The organism is Streptomyces sp. NBC_00459 (assembly GCF_036013955.1).
Lineage (GTDB): Bacteria > Actinomycetota > Actinomycetes > Streptomycetales > Streptomycetaceae > Streptomyces.
In genome coordinates, this window is sequence record NZ_CP107903.1 from 6,509,478 (window position 1) to 6,529,822 (window position 20,345).

22 protein-coding genes are annotated in these 20,345 nt (G+C 71.2%); 16 read left to right on the forward strand and 6 right to left on the reverse strand.

Translation table 11 applies throughout. The annotated features are described in order from the left end of the window. The first annotated feature begins 151 nt into the window (after positions 1-151). The 10 genes from OHN74_RS28840 to OHN74_RS28885 all read left to right on the forward strand — a co-directional run bounded on the left by OHN74_RS28840 (position 152) and on the right by OHN74_RS28885 (position 9,553). Positions 152-1,093, forward strand: coding sequence for a helix-turn-helix domain-containing protein (locus tag OHN74_RS28840; RefSeq protein WP_327700316.1), 942 nt, complete (start codon positions 152-154; stop codon positions 1,091-1,093). A gap of 180 nt (positions 1,094-1,273) precedes the next feature. Then, the gene (locus OHN74_RS28845) at positions 1,274-1,621 is read left to right on the forward strand and encodes a hypothetical protein (RefSeq protein ID WP_327697501.1); all 348 of its coding nucleotides are present in this window, start codon (positions 1,274-1,276) and stop codon (positions 1,619-1,621) included. Further along, on the forward strand, positions 1,618-1,875 hold the full coding sequence (locus tag OHN74_RS28850) for a hypothetical protein (protein ID WP_327697502.1): 258 nt from the start codon (positions 1,618-1,620) through the stop codon (positions 1,873-1,875). The genes OHN74_RS28845 and OHN74_RS28850 overlap by 4 nt, the downstream gene beginning before the upstream one ends. Positions 1,876-1,948: 73 nt before the next feature. After that, entirely contained in the window at positions 1,949-2,857 is a 909-nt protein-coding gene (gene mshB, locus OHN74_RS28855; protein WP_327697503.1) for an N-acetyl-1-D-myo-inositol-2-amino-2-deoxy-alpha-D-glucopyranoside deacetylase, read from the forward strand. Then, on the forward strand, positions 2,854-3,309 hold the full coding sequence (locus OHN74_RS28860; protein ID WP_327697504.1) for a DUF6113 family protein: 456 nt from the start codon (positions 2,854-2,856) through the stop codon (positions 3,307-3,309). The genes mshB and OHN74_RS28860 overlap by 4 nt, the downstream gene beginning before the upstream one ends. A gap of 156 nt (positions 3,310-3,465) precedes the next feature. Then, positions 3,466-5,931, forward strand: coding sequence for a hypothetical protein (locus OHN74_RS28865; RefSeq protein WP_327697505.1), 2,466 nt, complete (start codon positions 3,466-3,468; stop codon positions 5,929-5,931). Between the two features lie 166 nt (positions 5,932-6,097). After that, positions 6,098-7,027 (forward strand): ABC transporter ATP-binding protein, encoded by a 930-nt coding sequence (locus OHN74_RS28870; protein WP_327697506.1) that lies wholly within the window; start codon positions 6,098-6,100, stop codon positions 7,025-7,027. Beyond that, the gene (locus OHN74_RS28875; RefSeq protein ID WP_327697507.1) at positions 7,024-7,764 is read left to right on the forward strand and encodes an ABC transporter permease; all 741 of its coding nucleotides are present in this window, start codon (positions 7,024-7,026) and stop codon (positions 7,762-7,764) included. Before OHN74_RS28870 ends, OHN74_RS28875 begins: the two co-directional genes overlap by 4 nt. After that, positions 7,761-8,939, forward strand: coding sequence for a sensor histidine kinase (locus OHN74_RS28880; RefSeq protein WP_327697508.1), 1,179 nt, complete (start codon positions 7,761-7,763; stop codon positions 8,937-8,939). The genes OHN74_RS28875 and OHN74_RS28880 overlap by 4 nt, the downstream gene beginning before the upstream one ends. Next, complete coding sequence (locus OHN74_RS28885) at positions 8,936-9,553, forward strand: response regulator transcription factor (RefSeq protein WP_327697509.1); 618 nt, start codon at positions 8,936-8,938, stop codon at positions 9,551-9,553. The genes OHN74_RS28880 and OHN74_RS28885 overlap by 4 nt, the downstream gene beginning before the upstream one ends. A 38-nt stretch (positions 9,554-9,591) precedes the next feature. Here OHN74_RS28885 and OHN74_RS28890 read toward each other — a convergent pair whose 3' ends face one another. Together OHN74_RS28890 and OHN74_RS28895 are read right to left on the reverse strand one after the other, a co-directional pair. Then, positions 9,592-10,455: a transglutaminase-like domain-containing protein gene (locus OHN74_RS28890; RefSeq protein ID WP_327697510.1), complete on the reverse strand. Its 864-nt coding sequence runs from the start codon at positions 10,453-10,455 to the stop codon at positions 9,592-9,594. A 17-nt stretch (positions 10,456-10,472) separates the two neighbouring features. After that, a complete protein-coding gene (locus OHN74_RS28895; protein ID WP_327697511.1) occupies positions 10,473-11,471 on the reverse strand; it encodes a GNAT family N-acetyltransferase in 999 nt (332 codons plus the stop codon). A 141-nt stretch (positions 11,472-11,612) separates the two neighbouring features. Between OHN74_RS28895 and fdxA the strand changes: the two genes are divergently transcribed. Continuing rightward, positions 11,613-11,933 carry a ferredoxin gene (gene fdxA / locus OHN74_RS28900; RefSeq protein ID WP_003985062.1) on the forward strand — a complete coding sequence of 107 codons (321 nt, stop codon included), beginning with the start codon at positions 11,613-11,615 and terminating at the stop codon, positions 11,931-11,933. A 131-nt stretch (positions 11,934-12,064) separates the two neighbouring features. After that, complete coding sequence (locus OHN74_RS28905) at positions 12,065-13,156, forward strand: bifunctional succinyldiaminopimelate transaminase/glutamate-prephenate aminotransferase (RefSeq protein ID WP_327697512.1); 1,092 nt, start codon at positions 12,065-12,067, stop codon at positions 13,154-13,156. A gap of 92 nt (positions 13,157-13,248) precedes the next feature. Here OHN74_RS28905 and OHN74_RS28910 read toward each other — a convergent pair whose 3' ends face one another. Both OHN74_RS28910 and OHN74_RS28915 read right to left on the reverse strand, forming a co-directional pair. After that, positions 13,249-13,569, reverse strand: a complete 321-nt coding sequence (locus OHN74_RS28910; protein WP_327697513.1) for an ATP-binding protein — start codon at positions 13,567-13,569, stop codon at positions 13,249-13,251. 319 nt (positions 13,570-13,888) lie between these two features. Continuing rightward, on the reverse strand, positions 13,889-14,866 hold the full coding sequence (locus OHN74_RS28915; protein WP_327697514.1) for a heavy metal transporter: 978 nt from the start codon (positions 14,864-14,866) through the stop codon (positions 13,889-13,891). A 120-nt stretch (positions 14,867-14,986) separates the two neighbouring features. Here OHN74_RS28915 and dapE point away from each other — a divergent pair, with 120 nt between their 5' ends. Then, positions 14,987-16,066: a succinyl-diaminopimelate desuccinylase gene (dapE, locus tag OHN74_RS28920; protein ID WP_327697515.1), complete on the forward strand. Its 1,080-nt coding sequence runs from the start codon at positions 14,987-14,989 to the stop codon at positions 16,064-16,066. Between the two features lie 114 nt (positions 16,067-16,180). After that, a complete protein-coding gene (locus OHN74_RS28925) occupies positions 16,181-16,939 on the forward strand; it encodes a TIGR00730 family Rossman fold protein (protein WP_327697516.1) in 759 nt (252 codons plus the stop codon). 198 nt (positions 16,940-17,137) lie between these two features. Here OHN74_RS28925 and folP read toward each other — a convergent pair whose 3' ends face one another. After that, on the reverse strand, positions 17,138-17,998 hold the full coding sequence (folP, locus tag OHN74_RS28930; RefSeq protein WP_327700317.1) for a dihydropteroate synthase: 861 nt from the start codon (positions 17,996-17,998) through the stop codon (positions 17,138-17,140). A 190-nt stretch (positions 17,999-18,188) separates the two neighbouring features. Here folP and OHN74_RS28935 point away from each other — a divergent pair, with 190 nt between their 5' ends. After that, entirely contained in the window at positions 18,189-18,539 is a 351-nt protein-coding gene (locus OHN74_RS28935; protein ID WP_327697517.1) for a DivIVA domain-containing protein, read from the forward strand. Further along, on the forward strand, positions 18,536-19,126 hold the full coding sequence (locus OHN74_RS28940) for a DNA-3-methyladenine glycosylase I (protein WP_327697518.1): 591 nt from the start codon (positions 18,536-18,538) through the stop codon (positions 19,124-19,126). Before OHN74_RS28935 ends, OHN74_RS28940 begins: the two co-directional genes overlap by 4 nt. Before the next feature lie 44 nt (positions 19,127-19,170). Here OHN74_RS28940 and OHN74_RS28945 read toward each other — a convergent pair whose 3' ends face one another. Then, complete coding sequence (locus tag OHN74_RS28945; RefSeq protein ID WP_327700318.1) at positions 19,171-19,974, reverse strand: enoyl-CoA hydratase/isomerase family protein; 804 nt, start codon at positions 19,972-19,974, stop codon at positions 19,171-19,173. Positions 19,975-20,345: the final 371 nt, after the last annotated feature.

Consider the following 20,345-nt stretch of genomic DNA (forward strand, 5'->3'; position numbering starts at 1 on the left):
TGGATTCGGGCCCGGTTGCCTGCCCTACGCTCAGCGCAGCAGCATCACCACCAGCACCGACTTCGCGACAACCGCAGACATGAGACGGCCCTCGCCGGGATTGCACTCCCAATGCGAGGGCCTGACCACCAAGGAAGTTAGGCCCTTCCCGATGGACACGAAAAACCTTAGCGTGCCCTCGCACGCCCAAGCCCGGATCCCGGGCAAAAACCACCCTCGCCGGGGCCCCAGTTCCGGTGTCTCGGGCGTGATTCACGACAACGTCCGTCACACCGCCCGCTTCACGGTGATCGGCAACCACCTCGCCCAGCACCCCGAGCTCTCACTGCTCGCGATCGGCCTGGGCGCCCACATCCAGTCGCTGCCCGCCGGTGCCCCCGTCGACATCAAGACCCTCGCCGAGAGGTTCCCCGAGGGTCCGGACCGTATCGCCGCCGCCCTGCGCGAACTGGAAACCCACGGCTACCTGAGTCGAACCCGCGAACGCACCCCCGGCGGCAACATCGTCACCCGCACGGTCTCCTGCAACCAGCCCGGACACCGCACAGGGAGGCACCCCGATCGCCGTACGGAACCCGAAGCAGTGCCGGAGGCAGTCGCCGAGTCGGCTCCCCGGCCTGCCGCCCAGCCCACGCACCCCACCAGCACCCCCGCCCCGCCCAAGAAGCGCGCCCCACGCAAGCCCCTTCCCGCCGTACCGCAGCCCGCGTACAAGGGACCAGGACTCCTCCAGGCCGCCACCGACCTCCTCGCCGGCCTCCGTCGCCACGACCCCGACCTGCTCCTGTCGGCCTGCGACACGGCCCACCTCGCACCCGGCGTCGCCGCCTGGCTGGAGCGAGACGTCAGTCCTACCGCCGTACGACACGCACTGACCAGCGACCTCCCACCCGAAGGCATGCGCCGCCCGGCAGCCTTCCTGGCCCACCGCCTCACCGCGAAGCTGCCGCCCCCGGCGCCGTACCACGCACCAGCCGGGCCATCACCCGTCCGGCACCCCCTCCAGACCTGCGACGGCTGTGAGCGCGCATTCCGGTCGCCCGAGCCCGGCCGCTGCCGCGACTGCCAGGTCACCGTCCCCGTGGCCGCCTGACGCATCCCCGCGCACGTCATCGAATCCACACGGCGAATACGAAAGGCTTAGAGGCCCGCCATGGTCAGCTCGTCACCGGTGGACAGAATCCCCGCCGACGCGTGTCCCGCTTCCTCTCGAGGCCCGGTCGGCCGGCGTCCCGCCCCGATACCCTGGCGACGGCATCTCCAGGAGGACACGATGAGCACCCAGTCTCACCACGGACACGAGCTGATCCCTCGTCCCGAGCACACCCCTGACGCCTTGCGCGCGGCCCTCGCCGTGGTCGCCCCGGGCCGCCTGGAGGAGATGCAGGCCCAGAAAGACGAGGCATTCGCCAGGGCGGTCGAATGGCAATCCCTCAGCCCAGTGCAGAGCTGGGTCCTGGCCTGGGCCAGGAACATCGAAATCGCGCGTCGCCCCGATCTGACTGCCCGCTACACCCAGGCGCAGAGCCACCTGGAGGACGAAGATCCGGCTGCCGCTCAGGAAGCCCTGCGGGAACTGAGTTCCGTATTCGACGAGGCCATGAAGTCAGTCCGCGAGTGAGCTGGAAGTGGGAGTACGCCTTTGGCGCGGAGGAAGTCGCCCGTACCGCTCCAGCCGACTTCCTCGCCACGGTGGAGAGAAAGGCGGACGAGCTCGTCAGGGCAGTCGAAGCCCTCCATGTTCACGGCCAGGCACACAGGGGTGTGGACCCGAAAGGTGGTGACGTCATCGTCCCTGGTGGCATGTTCACCTATCAGGTCGTCGTGCGGAGCGAGCGTGTCTACGTCGTCCAGATCACGTACCTGGGGTTCTGAGTCGTCCGGAGGGCCGGGTCGAGGGCGGGCAGGCGGCATGAGCCCGAAGCCCCGCGCCTCGTAGGCTGACCCCATGACGGAACTGCCCGACCGGCGTCTCCTTCTGGTGCACGCGCATCCGGACGACGAGTCGATCAACAACGGCGCGACCATGGCCAGGTACGCGGCCGAGGGCGCCCGGGTGACGCTGGTCACCTGCACCCTCGGTGAGCGCGGAGAGGTCATTCCGCCCGAGCTCGCGCATCTCACCGGGGCCGCCCTCGGTGAACACCGGCTGCGTGAGCTGGACGCGGCGATGCGTGCCCTCGGTGTCGACGATCACCGGTTGCTCGGCGGGGCCGGCAGGTACGGCGACTCCGGGATGATGGGGCTCGCCGACAACGACGACCCCGACTGCTTCTGGCAGGCGGATGTCGACGAGGCGGCCGGGTACCTCGTCGAGGTGATTCTCGAGGTCCGTCCGCAGGTCGTCGTGACATACGACCCGGACGGCGGCTACGGCCACCCCGACCACATCCAGGCCCACCGCGTGGCCATGCGCGCCGTGGAACTGGCCGTCGAGGCCGGCTGGAGCGTCCCCAAGGTCTACTGGAACCGGGTGCCCCGGCCGGTCGCCGAGGAGGGGTTCGCGCGACTGCGGGAGGCGCTGCCCGGGCTGCCCTTCGCCAAGGCCGGTGTCATCGACGACGTACCGGGTGTCGTGGACGAGGACCGCATCACCACGGCCGTCGACGGAACCGCGTACGCCGCCGCCAAGGCCGCCGCGATGCGCGCCCACGCCACGCAGATCGAGGTGGCCGAGCCCTGGTTCGCCCTCTCCAACCAGCAGGCGCAGCCGCTCTTCACCGACGAGTACTACGAGTTGGTGCGTGGTGAGTGTATTGAGCGCCGCGAGGGTGTTGAGCGTATTTCTGTGCGTGAGACCGATCTGTTCGACGGGATCGCAGTGACTGCAGTGACTGCGGAGGGTGGTGCGGGATGAGTGCGAACGGGAAGGCCCCTGCGGGCGAAGCCCGTGGGAAGGCCGTGGCCGGGGGCGGTCTGCTGGCCCAGCCGCTCGTCGGGCCCTCTCCGGGCCGTTCGGCGGGCTACCTGGGGCTCTTCGTCCTCGGGGCCGTCGTGGGGGTCGCCGGCGGGCTCCTCCAGGCCGCGTGGTTCCCGGGCGGGCTGCTGCTCTCGCTGGGCGGAGCGGCCGGGCTGTTCCTCGGTGGGGCGCGTGCCGTCGGCACGCGCGCCGGGGCGGTCGCGCCCGCGGCCGGCTGGATGGTCGCCGTCATCCTGCTCACCGCCAGCCGCCCGGAGGGAGACTTCCTGTTCGCCGCGGGAGTCGGCTCGTACCTCTTCCTCCTCGGCGGAATGGCCGTCGCTGTGATGTGCGCCACGCTCGCCCAGACGCGGCAACCGGACGGTCCCGCCGTCCGACTTGGCAAGTGACGTACTACTTCGCCGCCGCAACCGCGTGGGGGTCCCGTGATGGTTTCTCCGGCGGTCGTGGGATACGCGCCGGACGCGGCCAGTATGGTGGTGCGCGCCGCCGAGCTGCCCGCGTGAGGTCGCGTCGGGCGGCGGAGCCAACCGGGAGAACCTGCCTTGAGTCGTGAAACTGACAGTCCGTCCTCCGGGCCCAACGGGCGCGGAGGTACCGCCTACCCCTCGGGGACACCGCCGTACGGCACGCCCATGGCGTCCGACGGCGGTGCGGACGCGGGCCGTTCGGCCGCGGAGCCGGACGGGCCCAAGACCGAGACCACGCTGACGACCCGGATCCGGATCAACATCCCAGGATCCAGGCCGATTCCGCCGGTCGTCCTCCGGACGCCCGTCGCGGACACCGAGTCCGCCGAGGAGACCGGGACCCATGCGCGGCCCGGGACGGGAGGCGACGGCAGAACGCCGGGCGCGCCCCAGTCCAACGGCGCCGCCGAGCCGTCCGCCGAATCCCCGGGCCAGCCCGGGGAGAAGACCAGCGACTGGTTCGCGCCGCGCAAGTCCGGTGCTCCCAAGGGCGGTCCGGACGGCGGCGCGAGCAACGGGGCCGGTATGCCCGGTGCTTCGGGCCCCGCGCCCGCAGGCGCCCGTCCGGGCGGCCCGGGCGGCACAGGACCGGCGGGTGCTTCACCTCCCCGCGTTCCGGGCGGTGTTGGTTCCTCGGGCTCACGCCCCGGTCTGGGCGTCATGGGCGCCGCAGGCAACGCGGGCGGCCCTCGCGCCGCGGGCAGTGGCAGCGGCGGCGGTACGAAGGGTGCCGGACTCGGCGGTGCCACAGGTGCCGGTCCCGTGGCGCCGGGGCACGGCGGTGGCACCGGTTCCTTCGACGTGTCCGCGCTGGCGGCCGGGGCGGCCCCGTCGTCGCCGGGCACGTCTGCCTACCCGCCGGCCGGCAACCCCCGTCACCAGGGTGGTCCTGGCGCTGCGGCCGGAGCTCCCGACGGTCGTGGCGAGCCACGCCGCGACGACCTGCCGTACTTCTCGGACAACGGGCAGAGCGGTCAGCCCGGCCAGGGTGGTCAGCCCGGCCAGAACGGCCAGCAGGGTCAGGGCGGCCCGAACGGCCAAGGCGGCCCAGGCGGCCGGAACGGCTTCGGCGGTCCGGGCACCGGGTTCGCCCCCCAGCACGACTTCTCCGCCCAGAACGACTTCACGGCGCCCAACGACTTCGGTGACTTCGGCGGCCCGAGCGGTCAGAACCGTCAGAACGGCTTCGGCGGTCCCGGCGGCCCGGGCGGACGCGGCCCCGCAGGCCCGACCGGCGGTCCCGTCACCGGAGACGGCCCGGTCGTCCCGCCCTTCGTCGGCGACGGCTCCATGGCCCCCGGCACAGGCGGGCTCAACGCCGGGCTCAGCGACGACACCGCGATCCTGACCCCGCAGAAACACGTTCCCGACCCGGGCGCCGACGGCTACGGCGGCTACGGCGGCTCCGTGGACAACGTCTCCAGCTCCACCCTCACCAGCGGCATGCCCGTTGTCCCGACCGACCGGAACTCCCCGTTCGGACCGGGCACGCACGCCGACGGACCGCTTCCGCACACCCCGCCGAAGCTGCCCGAGCCGGTGTCGCCGAGCGTGCCCGCCGCCGCTGCGGCGCCCAAGGGCAAGAAGGCGAAGAAGAAGGGCCGCAGCAAGCTGACCCTGCTGTTCGTCGCCGTCTTCCTCATCGCCGGTGGCGCATACGGCGCCGGGCTGCTGATGAACCACTCCGACGTGCCCAAGGGCACCACCGTGTTCGGTGTCGACATCGGTGGCGGCACCCGTGACGACGCCGTCAAGAAGCTCGACGAGGCCTTCGACAAGCGGATGACGCAGGCGCTGAAGCTGTCCGTCGACGGAAAGACGGTCGAGCTCAGGCCGGACCAGGCGGGGCTCCAGTTCGACACCCAGGCCACGGTCCGGGCGGCTGCCGTCAGCGACTACAACCCGGTGTCGGTGATCGGCTCGCTCTTCGGGCAGCAGCGGGTCGTCGAACCCGTCATGCCGGTCGACGAGGAGAAGCTGGCCGCCGCGCTCCAGCGGGTGGCCGGCGGAGCCACCTCGGCGACCGACGGCACGATCAAATTCGTGTCCGGCAAGGCAGTGGCCGTCTACGGCAAGCCCGGCAAGGGCATCGACGCCGCCGCGGCAGCCGAGTCGGTCGAGAACGCCTACCGCAGCCAGGTGGAGAGCGGCACCAGCACGCCGGTCCAGGTCCCCACCAAGGCGCAGGAGCCGACGATCTCGAACGCCGAGGTCGACCGGATGATGAAGAAGTTCGCCACCCCGGCGATGTCCGCGAACGTCACCGTCCGCGTGGACACCGGCGCGCCGCAGCTGGAGTTCAGCCCGAAGAACTCCCTGTGGAAGTTCCTCCAGGTGAAGGCCGTCAACGGCACACTCGTCGAGGCGTACGACAAGGAAGCGCTCAAGGAGTTGTACGGCGCCACCTTCAGCCAGGTCCTGATCCCCCGCGGCAACGGCAACAAGACCCCCGTCACCGTCGAGGACGTCATCGGCGCGTTGCGCCCGGCCCTGGTCAGTACGACCGACCGGGTCGGCGTCATCGACACCAACCCGTCGTAGCCGCTCGGCCGAGCCAGGCAGCACGTACGTCAGGAGGGCACCCGGGAACACCGGGTGCCCTCCTGACGTATGGGCCGGTCACCCTCGTGCCCGGCCCGCCCATGACATCTGTCATCCGCGAGTCGGGATCACCGGCACTGCCGGGCGGGCCGGGCCCGCGGCCACGATGGACCTCATGGAAACCACCACCGTGGTCGCGTTCGACCAGGTCACGAAGAGCTACGGCGAGGTCCGGGCCGTCGACGGGCTCACGCTCACCCTCCGGCCCGGCGAGACCGTGGCGCTCCTCGGCCCCAACGGCGCCGGCAAGTCGACCACCCTCGATCTGCTTCTCGGCCTCAAGCAGCCCGACAGCGGCTCGGTCCGTGTCCTCGGCCGCAGTCCCCGGGATGCCATCGTCGGCGGGCACGTCGGCGCCATGCTGCAGAGCGGCGGCCTGATGGACGAGGTCACCGTCCGCGAACTCGTCTCGCTGGTCTGTGCCCTGCACCCGCGCCCCTTCCCGGTCGGCGAGGTCCTCTCCCGGGCCGGGATCACCCAGCTCGCCGACCGCAAGGTCAACAAGCTGTCCGGTGGCCAGGAGCAGCGTGTCCGGTTCGCGCTCGCCACGGCCGGGGACAGCGCCCTGATCGTCCTGGACGAGCCCACGACGGGCATGGACGTCACCGCCCGCCAGGCCTTCTGGGCGACCATGCGCGAGCAGGCGGACCAGGGCCGTACGGTCCTGTTCGCCACCCACTACCTGGAGGAGGCGGACGCGACAGCGGACCGCGTCCTCGTCCTGCACCGGGGCCGTCTGCTGGCCGACGGCACGGCCGCCGAGATCAAGGCGAAGGCGGGCGCGCGCCGGATCTCCTTCGACCTGGAGGCCCAGGAGACCCCGGTGGAGGAGGCGGTACTCCGGTCCCTGCCGTTCCTGACCTCGCTCGACGTGTCCGGGCAGACGGTCCGCATCCAGTCCTCCGACGCCGACGCGACCGTCCACGCCGTGTACGGACTCGGCCTCTACCCGCGCAACCTCGAAGTGGCCGGCCTGGGCCTTGAGCAGGCGTTCGTCACCCTCACCGCCGCAGCCGAGGAGGCGCGCACAGCATGAACGACCTCATCCGACTCGAAATCACCCGGGCCCTGCGCAACCGCAAGTTCCTGTTCTTCTCGGTGATCTACCCCTCGGCGCTGTTCCTGCTGATCGCGGGCAGCGCGGACAGCACCACGAAGGTGCCGGGCACCGGTCTCGGCCTCCCGACCTTCTTCATGGTCTCCATGGCCTCCTTCGGCGCCCTGACGGCCGTCCTGATGGGCAACAGCGAGCGCATCGCCAAGGAACGCGAGAGCGGCTGGGTACGGCAGTTGCGGCTGACCACGCTGCCGGGCCGCGGCTATGTCTTCGCGAAGACGGCGAGCGCGGCCGTGGTCAGCCTGCCGTCGATCGTGATCGTCTTCGTGGTCGCGGCGGCGGTGAAGGACGTACGCCTGGACGCCTGGCAGTGGCTCGCGCTCACCGGGGCGATCTGGGTGGGCAGCCTGGTCTTCGCCGCGCTCGGCGTGGCCATCGGCTATCTGGCGAGCGGGGACGCGGTCCGCCCGATCACGATGATCGTCTACTTCGGCCTGTCCATGCTCGGCGGCCTGTGGATGCCGACGACGACCTTCCCGCAATGGCTGCAGGACATCGCGAAGTGGCTGCCCACACACGCGTACGCTGCCCTGGGGCGGTCCATAGAGCTGGGTGACGCCCCGCAGGCGAAGGACGTGGCGATCCTGGCCGTCTCGTTCGTCCTCTTCGCGGGCGGCGCGGCCTGGCTGTACCGGAAGGACACGATGAAGGCGTGAGTGGCGTCGGCATCGGGCAGCGCCCGACGACCCCCAGACGGCGGGTGATGAAATCCCTGTGGATCGGCGTCTGGCTGTTCTACCTGGGCGCGCCGGTCAGCGACCTCCTCCACGGCGGCCACAGCACCGGCGTACGGATCCTCGGCTGGCTGGGCCTGGCGGTCTTCGTCGCCTGGTACGCGGCCCTGGTCTTCCGTACGGGCCGTGGCGAGACCACCCGCCTGGTGGTGGGCTCCCTGGCGGTCCTCGCCGCCCAGGCGTCCGTCCTGTCCCTCAGCCTGGGCCGCGAGTGGCTCGTCCTGTTCGTGTACGTCTCCACCTCGTCCGGTGCCGCCCTGCCGCTGCGCATGTCCCGCTGGGCGATCGCCGCCACGTCGGCCCTGATGACGGCGGTCGCGCTGGCCGTCCCCGGCGGCCACTCCTACCTGGCCTCGCTCCTCGTGCCGGCTCTGCTCGGCGGTGCCGCGATGGCGGGGGTACGACAACTCGTGCGCACGACGATCGAGTTGCGCGAGGCCCGGGCCACGGTCGCCCAACTGGCGGCGAACGAGGAACGTCTGCGCCTGGCGAGGGACCTGCACGACCTGCTGGGTCACTCCCTCTCCCTGATCACCCTGAAGAGCGAGCTGGCCGGGCGGATGCTCCCCGCCCACCCCGAGAAGGCGGCCCAGCAGGTGGCCGACATCGAACAGGTCAGCCGCCAGGCCCTGGTCGACGTACGCGAGGCGGTGAGCGGCTACCGGCGCCCCCGGCTGGCCGGTGAACTGGCGGGCGCGCAGGTCGCGTTGACGGCCGCCGGCATCACGGCCGCCCTGCCCCTCGACCTGGACCCGGTCCCGGCCGACGCCGACGAGGAGGCGGAGTCGGCCCTCGCGTGGGCGCTGCGCGAGGCGGTGACGAACGTCGTACGGCACAGCGGGGCCCGGCGCTGCACGGTGGAGGTGCTGAGCCGACAGACCCTGGGCGGCCCGGTGCTCGAACTGTCGGTCGAGGACGACGGCTCGGGCGACGGCTCCGCCGGCACCCCGGGCAACGGTCTCACCGGCCTCGCGGAACGCCTGGAGAAGGCGGGCGGCTCCCTGGAGGCGTCCCGTACGAAGCACGGCTTCCGCCTGGTGGCGAGGGTGCCGACGGGAACCGCGTCCACTCCGGCGGACGTAGGATCCGGTTCATGAGCCGCATGATCAAGGTCCTGTTGGCGGAGGACCAGTCGATGGTCCGCGAGGCGCTGGCCGCGTTGCTCGGTCTGGAGTCCGACATCGAGGTCGTGGTCCAAGTGGCGCGCGGCGACGAGGTGTTGCCGGCCGCGCGGTCCCACGCCGACCTGGACGTGGCCCTCCTGGACATCGAGATGCCGGGCGCCACGGGCATCGAGGCGGCGGCCCAGCTCCACCGGGAGTTCCCGTCCCTGAAGCTGGTCATTCTCACCACCTTCGGCCGCCCCGGCCACCTTCGCACCGCCATGGAGGCGGGCGCCGACGCCTTCCTGGTCAAGGACGCCCCGGCCGCCCAACTCGCGGAAGCGGTACGCAAGGTACTCGCCGGTGAGCGCGTCATCGACCCGACGCTGGCGGCAGCCGCACTGGCGGACGGTGCCAACCCGCTGACGGACCGCGAACGAGAGGTCCTGCGCGCGGCAGCGGACGGCGCGACCAACGCGGAACTGGCGACGACGCTGCACCTCTCCCAGGGCACGGTCCGCAACTACCTGTCGACGGCCATCCAGAAACTGACGGCACGGAATCGGACGGAGGCCGTGCGGATAGCGAGGGAGAAGGGCTGGTTGTAGGAGGCTGCGGGGATGCGCAACTCACGGGGATGCACAACTCAGTTCAACCTGGCCCGAGCCGCCTTCGCCTGCCCCCGCATCCGCTCAGCCGCAGGCTGGTCAAACGTGGAGACAACCTCCGCATACCCCTCAAGCTCAGCCGCCCCGGCCAGGAACTCCCCCCTCCGCACCAGCAACTGAGCCCGCTCGTAACGCAACCGAGCCGGATGCGAAGGCAGCAGCAATGCCAACTCCACCGCCCACAAGGACACTTCGGACCGCTCGGGCCGCGCCGCCCCCCACGCCCGGACATTGTTCAGTACCCGCAGCACCACATCCAGCGGATCCGCGGGCGCCAGCATCGACGGATCCAACGCCTCGCCCGTGGCCCCGGCGACCAGCAACTCCGCGTCGCCGCCGTCCAGCACCCGCCCCCCGTCGAAGGGATCTGCGAGCACCTGCTCGTCGACCGGACCGAACCCCACGACGAAGTGTCCGGGCAGCGCGACCCCGTACACCGGTGCCCCCGCCCGCCGGGCGACCTCCATCCACACCACGGAAAGCAGGATCGGCAACCCCCGCCGCCGTACCACCACTTCGTGCAGCAGCGACGACTCCAGCCGCTGGTAGTCGGCGGGGCTGCCCCGGAACCCGTGGTTCTCGCCCAGGAGTTCGCGCATGGCCGTCGCCCAGGAACGCGGCCCGCCCGGCCGGAACGGCAACTGCCCGGCCAGCCGGTCGAGTTCCATCTGAACGCCGTCCATGCCCGCCTCGTCGAGCGCCCGGTCCGCGACCGCGCCCATCAGCAGACACAGCATCGTCAGATCGGGCCGCTCGGACCGGGCCTCGTCGGCGAACAGCCGCTGCAACTCCGCGGACCGGCCGGGCTCCGGAGGGTTCGGCAGGGGATGAGGGAAACGCATAACGGGCCCGTGCCCTCTCACACCGATCGATAGTGGTGGTAGGAGTGATGTGCTCCGAACCCCATCCTGGCGTACAGAGCCCGCGCTCCCGAGTTGTCGGCCTCCACCTGGAGCCAGGCGGCCGACGCCCCCTCCTCCAGCGCCCGCCCCGCCAACGCGGCCATGACGGCCGTCGCCAGCCCTCGCCGCCGCTGGGCGGGATCCACCTCGACGGCGCCGAAACCGGCCCAGCGCCCGTCCACGACACACCGCCCGATGGCGGCCGGCGGTTCGCCCCCGCCGCCGGGCACGGTCGCGAACCACACCGAAGGCCCGCTCCCCAGCACCGCCAGCGCCACGTCGCTCACTCCCTTGCGCTGATACCGCGAAAGCCAAGCCTCGTCGGCCTCCCGGGACAGCACCACCCCACCGGTGTCCCCCTGATCGGCGACGGGCGCCAGCCCGCCGACCCACAGCTCGGCCGTCACCTCACGCGTCCAGTCGCGCTCCTCCAGCTGCGCGCACAGCAGTTCCTGCGTGCCCTCGGCGCCGGTGGCGGTCTGGATGTAGGCGGGCAGCCCGCGCTCGGCGTACCAGCGCCGTACGGCGGTCAGCGCCTCGTCGAGCGGGAGGCCGGGGTCGCCGAGCGGCAGCACCGAGTTGGCCCTCCGGGTGAACCCGGAGGCCGCCCGCAGCTCCCACCCGCCCAGCCGCTCGCTCTCCACCGGCTGCCAGGACCGTGCGGAGACCCGCGCCAGTTCCTCGTACGAGGCGGCGGGACCACGGCGGCGGGCGGGGGCCGCCGGGACCACCTTGCCCGCCACCAGGGACGCTGCCGGGACCCGGACGCGCTCGCCGTCCCGCCGTGTGATCAGAAGCACACCGGCCTCTTCGTCCCATGATGTGAGAACACCGACCGTGTCGGTGAACCTCTCACTACCGGGTGCTTCTTCGTTCAGCCGTCGAACAGAGACACGTTTGCCCACGTCAGCGGCGGTGATGCGGACCTCCAGACGGCCGGCCGCAGAGATTTCCACAGGTCAGTTCACCCCTCCTGTATGGATCATGCCCCGGAACGGAGATACTAGGTGCGGGCATCGACGACGCCGCGCTCCCGCGCGCCAGGTGGCGGAGCCTGAAGACGGCTCGCCAGCGCCCTATCGAGGAGGAACGACAGCGTGACCTACGTCATCGCGCAGCCTTGTGTCGACGTCAAGGACAAGGCGTGCATCGAGGAGTGCCCGGTCGACTGCATCTACGAGGGCTCCCGGTCCTTGTACATCCACCCGGACGAATGCGTCGACTGCGGAGCCTGTGAGCCGGTCTGCCCGGTCGAGGCGATCTTCTACGAGGACGACACTCCGGAGGAGTGGAAGGACTACTACAAGGCGAACGTCGAGTTCTTCGACGAACTCGGCTCGCCCGGCGGCGCCAGCAAGCTGGGACTGATCGAGCGCGATCACCCCTTCATCGCCGCGCTGCCGCCGCAGAACGGCTGAGAGCGGCCCGCACAGCCTGCGCCGCCTCGGTCCCGTACGGCCCGATCACTTGATCGCCGTACGGGACCGAGGCGTTTGCCGTACGCATGCAGGTACGCACGCACTTCGTACTTGAAAGTGAGCGAGATCCCGTGTCCGCAGTCTCCGACCGCCTCCCCACCTTCCCCTGGGACAAGCTGGAGCCGTACAAGAAGACGGCCGCCACGCACCCGGACGGCATCGTCGACCTGTCGGTCGGCACGCCGGTCGACCCGGTCCCCGAGCTGATCCAGAAAGCGCTGGTCGCCGCGGCCGACTCGCCGGGCTATCCGACGGTCTGGGGCACGCCGGAACTGCGCGACGCGCTCACCGCCTGGGTCGAACGGCGACTCGGCGCCCGGGGCATCACCCACCACCACGTCCTGCCGATCGTCGGCTCCAAGGAACTGGTCGCCTGGCTCCCGACGCAGTTGGGCCTCGGCCCCGGCGACAGGGTCGCCTACCCGCGCCTGGCCTACCCGACGTACGAGGTGGGCGCCCGCCTGGCCCGCGCGGAGTACGAGGTCTACGACGACCCGACGGACCTGGACCCCACCGACCTGAAGCTGCTCTGGCTCAACTCGCCCTCGAACCCCACGGGCCGGGTGCTGAGCAAGGAGGAGCTGACCCGGACGGTCGCCTGGGCGCGCGAGCACGGCGTGCTGATCTTCTCCGACGAGTGCTACATCGAACTGGGCTGGGAGGCCGATCCGGTCTCCGTGCTCCACCCGGACGTGTGCGGTGGCTCGTACGAGGGGATCGTGTCCGTCCACTCCCTCTCCAAGCGCTCCAACCTCGCCGGCTACCGCGCGGCCTTCCTCGCCGGTGACCCGGCGGTCCTCGGCCCGCTCCTGCAGATCCGCAAGCACGGCGGCATGATGACCTCGGCGCCCACCCAGGCGGCGGTCGTGGCCGCGCTCGGCGACGACACGCACGTGCGCGAGCAGCGCGAACGGTACGTGGCCCGTCGTACGGCCCTGCGCGAGGCCCTGGAGCGGCACGGCTTCCGCATCGAGCACAGCGAGGCCAGCCTCTACCTGTGGGCCACCCGGGACGAGTCCTGCTGGGACACCGTCGCCCACCTCGCCGACCTGGGCATCCTGGTCGCGCCGGGCGACTTCTACGGCACGGCGGGCGAGACCTTCGTCCGCGTGGCCCTGACGGCGACGGACGAGCGGGTGGCGGCGGCGGTCGCCCGCCTGTAGCTGGTACGACGGTCGACAGCGGCCGGTACGACGGAGGGGCCCGGGGAAGATCCCCGGGCCCCTCCGCCATCACCTGTTCACCGCTGCTCGGGTCAGCCCAGCGGCAGGCCCTGCAGGGGCAGCTGGCCGGCGCCCGGCAGGCCCTTGGTGGGGAGAGCGTCCGTGGGCAGGCCGCCCTTCGTCGCGGTCTTCGCGGTGTCGCCGAGGACGTCACCGCCGGCCGTCGTCGGCACGGCCTCCGTGACCGCGTCGACGTTCGCCGTGTCCAGGGCGGTCAGGCCGCCGAGGTTCGGGGTGGCGGGCAGCCCGGCGGGCGCCGCGCTGGCGGAGCCGGCCGCACCGACCCCGGCTGCCGCTCCCGCTGCGACGAGCAGCGCTGCACGGGCGATCCGGCGGGTCAGGGGGAGGGACATGATGCTCCTGAGTGTCGGTTGACTGTTGATCGTCCGGACTCGGACGCAGTGACTACCGCTCGAAGGCCCCTGAAGGTTGCGGCGCCCCGACGTAAAGAGTTGGCAATGCGTCGCATTATCGGCTGCGGATAAAAACGGGCAAAGGCCACCCGGTCCGAAAGTCGGGTGAATCCTTGTGGCCGGTGAGAACCCTTTGTTCGCAAGGGTTCTGACGGACAGTGCGCGGATGTGGGGGCGACCCGGCGAAAACCTGCGCAGACTCCCGCCGGGACCCGTCAGGAGTAACCCTCCCGGGTGACGATCCGTACTCCTGCCCGTACTACTGGGCGGTGACGATTCGGACCGCTTCCGTGCCCTTGTCCGTGACCTTCGCCGCCTCGACCGGGCGCCACTCGCTGTCGGTGTTGCCGGCCGTCCAGCGGCGCCCCGCGTACGAGACGTTCTCGATGTGCAGCGCGGAGGCGTTGGCCACCGCCCAGTGCGCCAGCTGCCAGCCGCGCTGACGAACTGTCGTCCCGGCGGCCGTGTCGGTGTCCGAGGGCACCGGAATCGTCACGGTCCGCCGCTCGGCCGCCGTCGTCGCGTCGGGGGAGGGGGTGGGGGTGGCGGGGGACTTGAGGGTCACGGTGGCGCCGGCCGTGGTGAGCACCTCGCGGCCGAAGTCCCGTACGAGCGCTGCCCGTACGGCGTCCGGGCCGCCGGTCGGGGTGGCGCCCGGGCGCCCCTCACAGGTCAGGGTGGCCGCCGCGCGGCCGGTCAGAGCCGCCGCCAGCAGCGTGGCGTCCTGCTCGTGCTTCGCGTACGCCTGCGGATAGCCGCTGCGCTGCACGCGCTGTGCGGCCACGGTGAGGGGCAGGCGCGAATAGCCGGAGACCTTGACGAGATGGTCGTAGAACTCGCCCGCCGCGTAGGTCGGGTCCTGGATCTCCTTCGCCGTTCCCCAGCCCTGGGAGGGCCGTTGCTGGAACAGGCCCAGTGAATCCCGGTCGCCGTGGGCGATGTTGCGCAGCCCCGACTCCTGGAGAGCGGTCGCCAGCGCGATGGCCACGGCCCGCTCGGGCAATCCGCGCGCGGTACCGACCGCGGTGATCGTCGCCGCGTTGACCGCCTGCTCGGGGGTGAACTCGTACGTGGCTCCGTCGCCGCCCGCCGAGACGACCTCGCAGGCCGGATCACCGGTGCCGCCGGTGACGTACTGCACCGCGAGATAACCCGCGACGGCGAGCAGGACCAGGAAGGACGCCCCGCGACGGAGGAGGCGGCCACGACGCGTCTGGGTGGGGGACGACTCCGGCATCCGTACAAGGTACTGGAGAGTAGGGAGTGCGGCTTGCGTGTCGGGTGAGGAGAGGGGTCGGAAGAGGGTGAAAGGACGGTGTGCGATGACGCGGTGGGGCGGCGCGTTAGGGTCGTCGGCATGGCCGATACCCCGCTTGACCTCACGTTGGACGCCGCTCGCCTGACCGCGTGGCTTGTCGACTTCCCCTCGGAGAGCGGTGGCGAGAAGCCGCTCGCGGATGCGATCGAGACGGCCCTGCGTGGACTGTCGCACCTCACCGTCGAGCGGTACGGCAACAACGTCGTCGCCCGGACGAACCTGGGCCGTGCGCAGCGCGTGATCCTGGCCGGCCACATCGACACGGTCCCGATCGCCGACAACGTGCCGTCGAGGCTGGACGACGACGGGGTCCTGTGGGGCTGCGGCACCTGCGACATGAAGTCGGGGGTCGCGGTGCAGCTGCGGATCGCGGCCACGGTCCCGGAACCGAACAGGGACCTCACGTTCGTCTTCTACGACCAGGAAGAGGTCGCGGCCGAGCTGAACGGCCTCAAGCATGTGGCCGAGGCGCACCCGGAGTGGCTGGAGGGCGACTTCGCGGTACTGCTGGAGCCGTCCGACGGCCAGGTGGAGGGCGGCTGCCAGGGCACGCTGAGGGTGCTGCTGAAGACGACCGGCGAGCGGGCCCACTCGGCGCGCAGCTGGATGGGCTCCAACGCGATCCACGCGGCGGCCCCGATCCTGGCCAAGCTGGCCTCGTACAAGCCGCGTTACCCGGTCATCGACGGCCTGGAGTACCGGGAGGGCCTCAACGCGGTACGGATCGGGGGCGGAGTGGCGGGCAACGTCATCCCCGACGAGTGCGTGGTGACGGTCAACTTCCGCTACGCGCCCGACCGTTCGGAGGCCGAGGCCCTCGCGCACGTACGGGAGGTGTTCGCGGACTGCGGAGTCGCGGAGTTCGTCGTCGACGACCACAGCGGCGCCGCCCTCCCGGGTCTCTCCCATCCCGCGGCGGCGGCCTTCATCGAGGCGGTGGGCGGCACCCCGATGCCCAAGTACGGCTGGACGGACGTGTCGCGCTTCAGCGCGCTCGGCATCCCGGCGGTCAACTACGGCCCGGGAAACCCCCACTTGGCGCACAAGCGGGACGAACGGGTGGAAACCGGGAAGATTCTCTCGGGCGAGGAACGGCTGCGGGCCTGGCTGACGTCATGAACCGACACGGGGTCGCGGCGGCGCTTCACGGCGGACATGCTCACGTCCCCCGTCCGTAACCGGCGGAGATCTAGGCTGAGGTGGAACGACAGTAGGTGGAGGAAGGGAGCGGCCATGGCTAACGGCAACCCCGAGGACAAGAAGCAGCCTCCGGAGGAGCAGCGGCTCGGGCCGGTGCTGCGCAGGCGCGATCAGGTCCAGGCGAGCACCACCGATCAGCGTCTCCTCGACGCGGGCGGCCCCTCCGACTGGGTCCACACGGACCCGTGGCGGGTGCTGCGCATCCAGTCGGAGTTCATCGAGGGCTTCGGCACACTGGCCGAACTCCCGCCCGCGATCAGTGTGTTCGGCTCGGCGCGGACGAAGGCCGACTCACCGGAGTACGAGGCGGGCGTCCGTCTCGGCCGGGGCCTGGTGGAGGCCGGGTTCGCGGTGATCACGGGTGGCGGCCCAGGGGCGATGGAGGCGGCCAACAAGGGCGCTTGCGAGGCGAAGGGCGTCTCGGTGGGGCTGGGTATCGAGCTCCCCTTCGAGCAGGGGCTCAACCCCTACGTCGACATCGGCCTGAACTTCCGCTACTTCTTCGTCCGCAAGATGATGTTCGTGAAGTACGCGCAGGGCTTCGTGGTCCTGCCCGGAGGCCTCGGCACCCTGGACGAGCTCTTCGAGGCGCTGACCCTGGTCCAGACGCAGAAGGTCACGCGCTTCCCGATCGTCCTCTTCGGCAGCGAGTACTGGGGCGGCCTTGTCGACTGGCTGAAGAACACGCTGATCGCCCAGGGCAAGGCGTCGGAGAAGGACCTGATGCTGTTCCACGTCACGGACGACGTGGACGAGGCGGTGGCGTTGGTGTCGAAGGAGGCGGGGCGCTAAGCGCTTGGCTTGAGCGGACAGGTTCTCGCCGTGACTGGGGGCTGCCGCCCCCAGGCCCCCGCTTCGGCCCTGAAGGGGCCTCGTCCTCAAACGCCGGACGGGCTGAACAACTCAGCCCCTCCGGCGTTTGAGGAGCGGGGGTTCGGGGGCGGAGCCCCCGAGGATGGGACGGGTAGGGGCGGCGGGGGCGAGGAACTCCTACGCCAGCCCCCGCCGGGCCACCGCCGGAGGACGATGCCCCGCGATCGACGTCACCATGTCCAGTACCTGCCGCGTCTCCGCGACCTCGTGGACGCGGTACACCCGCGCCCCCAGCCACATCGACACCGCCGTCGTCGCCAGCGTCCCCACCAGCCGCTCCTTCACCGGCCGGTCCAGCGTCTCGCCCACGAAGTCCTTGTTGGACAGCGACACCAGCACCGGCCACCCCGTCTCCACCATCTCCTCCAGCCGCCGCGTCGCCTCCAGGCTGTGCCGCGTGTTCTTCCCGAAGTCGTGCCCGGGATCGATCATCACCGACTCCCGCGGCACCCCCAGCGCGACCGCCCGCTCGGCCAGCCCGACGGTCACGCGGAGGATGTCGGCCATGACGTCCTCGTACGCCACCCGGTGCGGACGCGTCCGCGGCTCCGCACCGCCCGCGTGCGTGCACACCAGCCCCACCCCGTACCGCCCCGCGACCTCCGCGAGCCGCGGATCCACGCCGCCCCACGCGTCGTTCAGCAGATCCGCGCCCGCCTCGCACACGGCCTCGCCGACATCGGCCCGCCAGGTGTCCACGCTGATGATCACCTCGGGGAAGCGGCGCCGTACCTCCGCCACGAAGCCGACCGTCCGCCGCGCCTCCTCCGTCGCGGTCACCTCTTCGCCCGGCCCCGCCTTCACGCCGCCGATGTCGATGATGGCGGCGCCCTCCGACACCGCCTGCTCCACGCGCGCGAGCGCCGGCTCGTCGCGGAAGGTGGCTCCCTGGTCGTAGAACGAGTCCGGGGTCCGGTTCACGATCGCCATGATCACCGGCTCGTGCGTGCCGAACTCACGCCTGCCCAGCCTGAGCATCCGCTGTGACCTCACCGTGTGCGTCTCCCAGTACGTTCCTGTGCCCGGCCCGGCAATCAGCCCTGTATTCGGCCGCCTGCGACCATAACTGCCAGACTCGCATGGCACGATCGGACCCTGCCGCATTCGGCACAGGCACTTCGATCAACCCGATCAACCCGATCCGTCCGAATCCCGTGGGGACCCAGCGATGTTGATGTTCTTGTTCCTGGTCGTCGCGCTCGCCGTCGTGGTCACCGCGGTGACGCTGGCCGTGGTGGGCGGCGGCGAGAGCGCCGTTCTGCCGGAGGTCGCGCCCGAGCGGCTCCAGGACCTGCTGCCGCCCGACCGCCCGGTCGGCCGCGACGACGTCGAGTCCCTCCGGTTCCCGGTCTCGGCCCGCGGCTACCGCATGTCGGACGTCGACGACGCGCTCACCCGCCTCGGCGCGGAACTCGCCGAGCGGGACGCGCGTATCGCCGACCTGGAGTCCGCGCTGGCCGGCGCCCAGGCCGCGCCCCGGATCACCATGGACAAGCCGGTCGAGAGGAACGACCAGTGAGCGACGTCGGCGTGGCCCTGGCGGGCCCCGACGGTGCGCTGCGCTGCCCCTGGGCGCTGTCCACGGAGGACTACGTGGCGTACCACGACGAGGAGTGGGGCCGCCCGGTGCACGGCGACGACGCCCTCTTCGAGCGGCTCTCCCTGGAGGCCTTCCAGTCCGGCCTCTCCTGGATCACCATCCTGCGCCGCCGCGCGGGCTTCCGGACCGCCTTCGCCGACTTCAAGATCTCGTCCGTCGCGGTCTTCACGGACGCCGACCGCGAACGGCTCCTCGCCGACGCCGGCATCATCCGCAACCGCGCGAAGGTCGACGCGACGATCGCCAACGCGCGCGTGCTGGCCGAGTGGGCCCCCGGGGAACTGGACGAGCTGATCTGGTCCCACGCCCCGGACGCGGCCTCCCGGCCTGCCCCTCGGACCCTCGCCGACGTACCGGCGGTCACCGACGCGTCGACGGCCCTGTCCAAGGCCTTGAAGAAGCGCGGGCTGCGTTTCGTGGGTCCCACGACCGCGTACGCGCTGATGCAGGCCTGCGGGCTCGTGGACGACCACTTGGAGGCATGCGTGGCGAGGAGCGCCCCGTAAGGAGCGCCCGGTGAAGGGCGCTCCCCATGGCGCTCCCGCCCCGGCTAGCGACCCAGGTACTTCGGCTTCTCCTTGTTGACGAACGCCTGCACCGCGATCCCGTGGTCCTCCGACGCGCCCGCCCGTGCCTGGAGTTCGTCCTCCTTCTCCAGGGTCTGGGCCAGGGTGTGGGTGAACCCGTAGGCCACGGACTCCTTGAGGGCCGCGTACGCCACCGTCGGGCCGTCGGCCAGGGCACGTGCCGTCTTCTCGGCCTCGGCCCGCAGCTCCGCCGCGGGGACGACCCGGTTCGCGATGCCCAGGTCGTACGCCTCCTGTGCCTTGATGCTGCGCGGGAACAGAAGCAGGTCGGCGGCGCGGCCGGGGCCCACCACGCGCGGGAGCGTCCAGGAGACGCCCGAGTCGGCGGTCAGCGCCACGCCCGCGAACGAGGTGTTGAACGCGGCAGTGTCCGCCACGACCCGGTAGTCGGCGGCGAGCGCGAAACCGAAGCCGGCCCCGGCCGCGACGCCGTTGACGCCCGCCACCACCGGCTTGGGCATGCTCGTCAGCGCCCGCACGATGGGGTTGTAGTGCTCGCGGACCGTCGTCATGGTCTGGCCCGTGCCGGCCGCGCGGTCGGCGGCCAGGAGCCCGATGTGCTCCTTGAGGTCCTGGCCCACGCAGAACGCCCGGTCACCGGCGGCGGTCAGCAGGACCGCCCGTACGGCGTCGTCCGTGGCCGCCGCCTGCACCGCCTCGCGGAGCGCGACCTTGGTCGCGATGCTCAGCGCGTTCATCGCCTCGGGGCGGTTCAGCGTGATCGTCGCCAGCCCGTCGTGCACCTCGTAGAGCACGGTGTCGGCCATGGGGGTCCCCTCCGGTGTCGCGGCTGCGTCGTCCTGCGTACTGATCGGTACGTAGTCGTCCCATGACAGCATGGCGGAGATCACGCGCCGAGGAGAGGACCGGTCATGTGACCTGCGTCAAAGAATTCCGGTCCGGTCGCGGTCGGCCGAGAGCACGCGCGGCGGCGAAGTATCGCAGTCGCACCGCCGAATTGGGTGGTTTTGATCGCGCGCGTTGCCCAAGCGATGCCGACTGATGTTGGTCATAGGGTCCTGAGATGCGGGATAATGGCTGGGAAGCAATGTGTTCGATGCCGGTGACGTGCCTCTCATGAGGGGAAGCGCGTGCCCTCCCAAGGGGCCGTCGGCGACGATGAGCTGGTTTCAGGAAG

What these genes read in the sequence shown, in the direction of transcription:
- OHN74_RS28890 (WP_327697510.1), bottom strand. Translation starts at nt 10,455, where the DNA reads ATGCGTTTCCCTCATCCCCTGCCGAACCCTCCGGAGCCCGGCCGGTCC.
- OHN74_RS28925 (WP_327697516.1), top strand. Translation starts at nt 16,181, where the DNA reads ATGGCTAACGGCAACCCCGAGGACAAGAAGCAGCCTCCGGAGGAGCAG.
- OHN74_RS28860 (WP_327697504.1), top strand. Translation starts at nt 2,854, where the DNA reads ATGAGTGCGAACGGGAAGGCCCCTGCGGGCGAAGCCCGTGGGAAGGCC.
- OHN74_RS28935 (WP_327697517.1), top strand. Translation starts at nt 18,189, where the DNA reads ATGTTGATGTTCTTGTTCCTGGTCGTCGCGCTCGCCGTCGTGGTCACC.
- OHN74_RS28945 (WP_327700318.1), bottom strand. Translation starts at nt 19,974, where the DNA reads ATGGCCGACACCGTGCTCTACGAGGTGCACGACGGGCTGGCGACGATC.
- mshB (WP_327697503.1), top strand. Translation starts at nt 1,949, where the DNA reads ATGACGGAACTGCCCGACCGGCGTCTCCTTCTGGTGCACGCGCATCCG.
- dapE (WP_327697515.1), top strand. Translation starts at nt 14,987, where the DNA reads ATGGCCGATACCCCGCTTGACCTCACGTTGGACGCCGCTCGCCTGACC.
- OHN74_RS28875 (WP_327697507.1), top strand. Translation starts at nt 7,024, where the DNA reads ATGAACGACCTCATCCGACTCGAAATCACCCGGGCCCTGCGCAACCGC.
- OHN74_RS28885 (WP_327697509.1), top strand. Translation starts at nt 8,936, where the DNA reads ATGAGCCGCATGATCAAGGTCCTGTTGGCGGAGGACCAGTCGATGGTC.
- OHN74_RS28845 (WP_327697501.1), top strand. Translation starts at nt 1,274, where the DNA reads ATGAGCACCCAGTCTCACCACGGACACGAGCTGATCCCTCGTCCCGAG.
- OHN74_RS28915 (WP_327697514.1), bottom strand. Translation starts at nt 14,866, where the DNA reads ATGCCGGAGTCGTCCCCCACCCAGACGCGTCGTGGCCGCCTCCTCCGT.
- OHN74_RS28870 (WP_327697506.1), top strand. Translation starts at nt 6,098, where the DNA reads ATGGACCTCATGGAAACCACCACCGTGGTCGCGTTCGACCAGGTCACG.
- OHN74_RS28840 (WP_327700316.1), top strand. Translation starts at nt 152, where the DNA reads ATGGACACGAAAAACCTTAGCGTGCCCTCGCACGCCCAAGCCCGGATC.
- OHN74_RS28910 (WP_327697513.1), bottom strand. Translation starts at nt 13,569, where the DNA reads ATGTCCCTCCCCCTGACCCGCCGGATCGCCCGTGCAGCGCTGCTCGTC.
- folP (WP_327700317.1), bottom strand. Translation starts at nt 17,998, where the DNA reads ATGCTCAGGCTGGGCAGGCGTGAGTTCGGCACGCACGAGCCGGTGATC.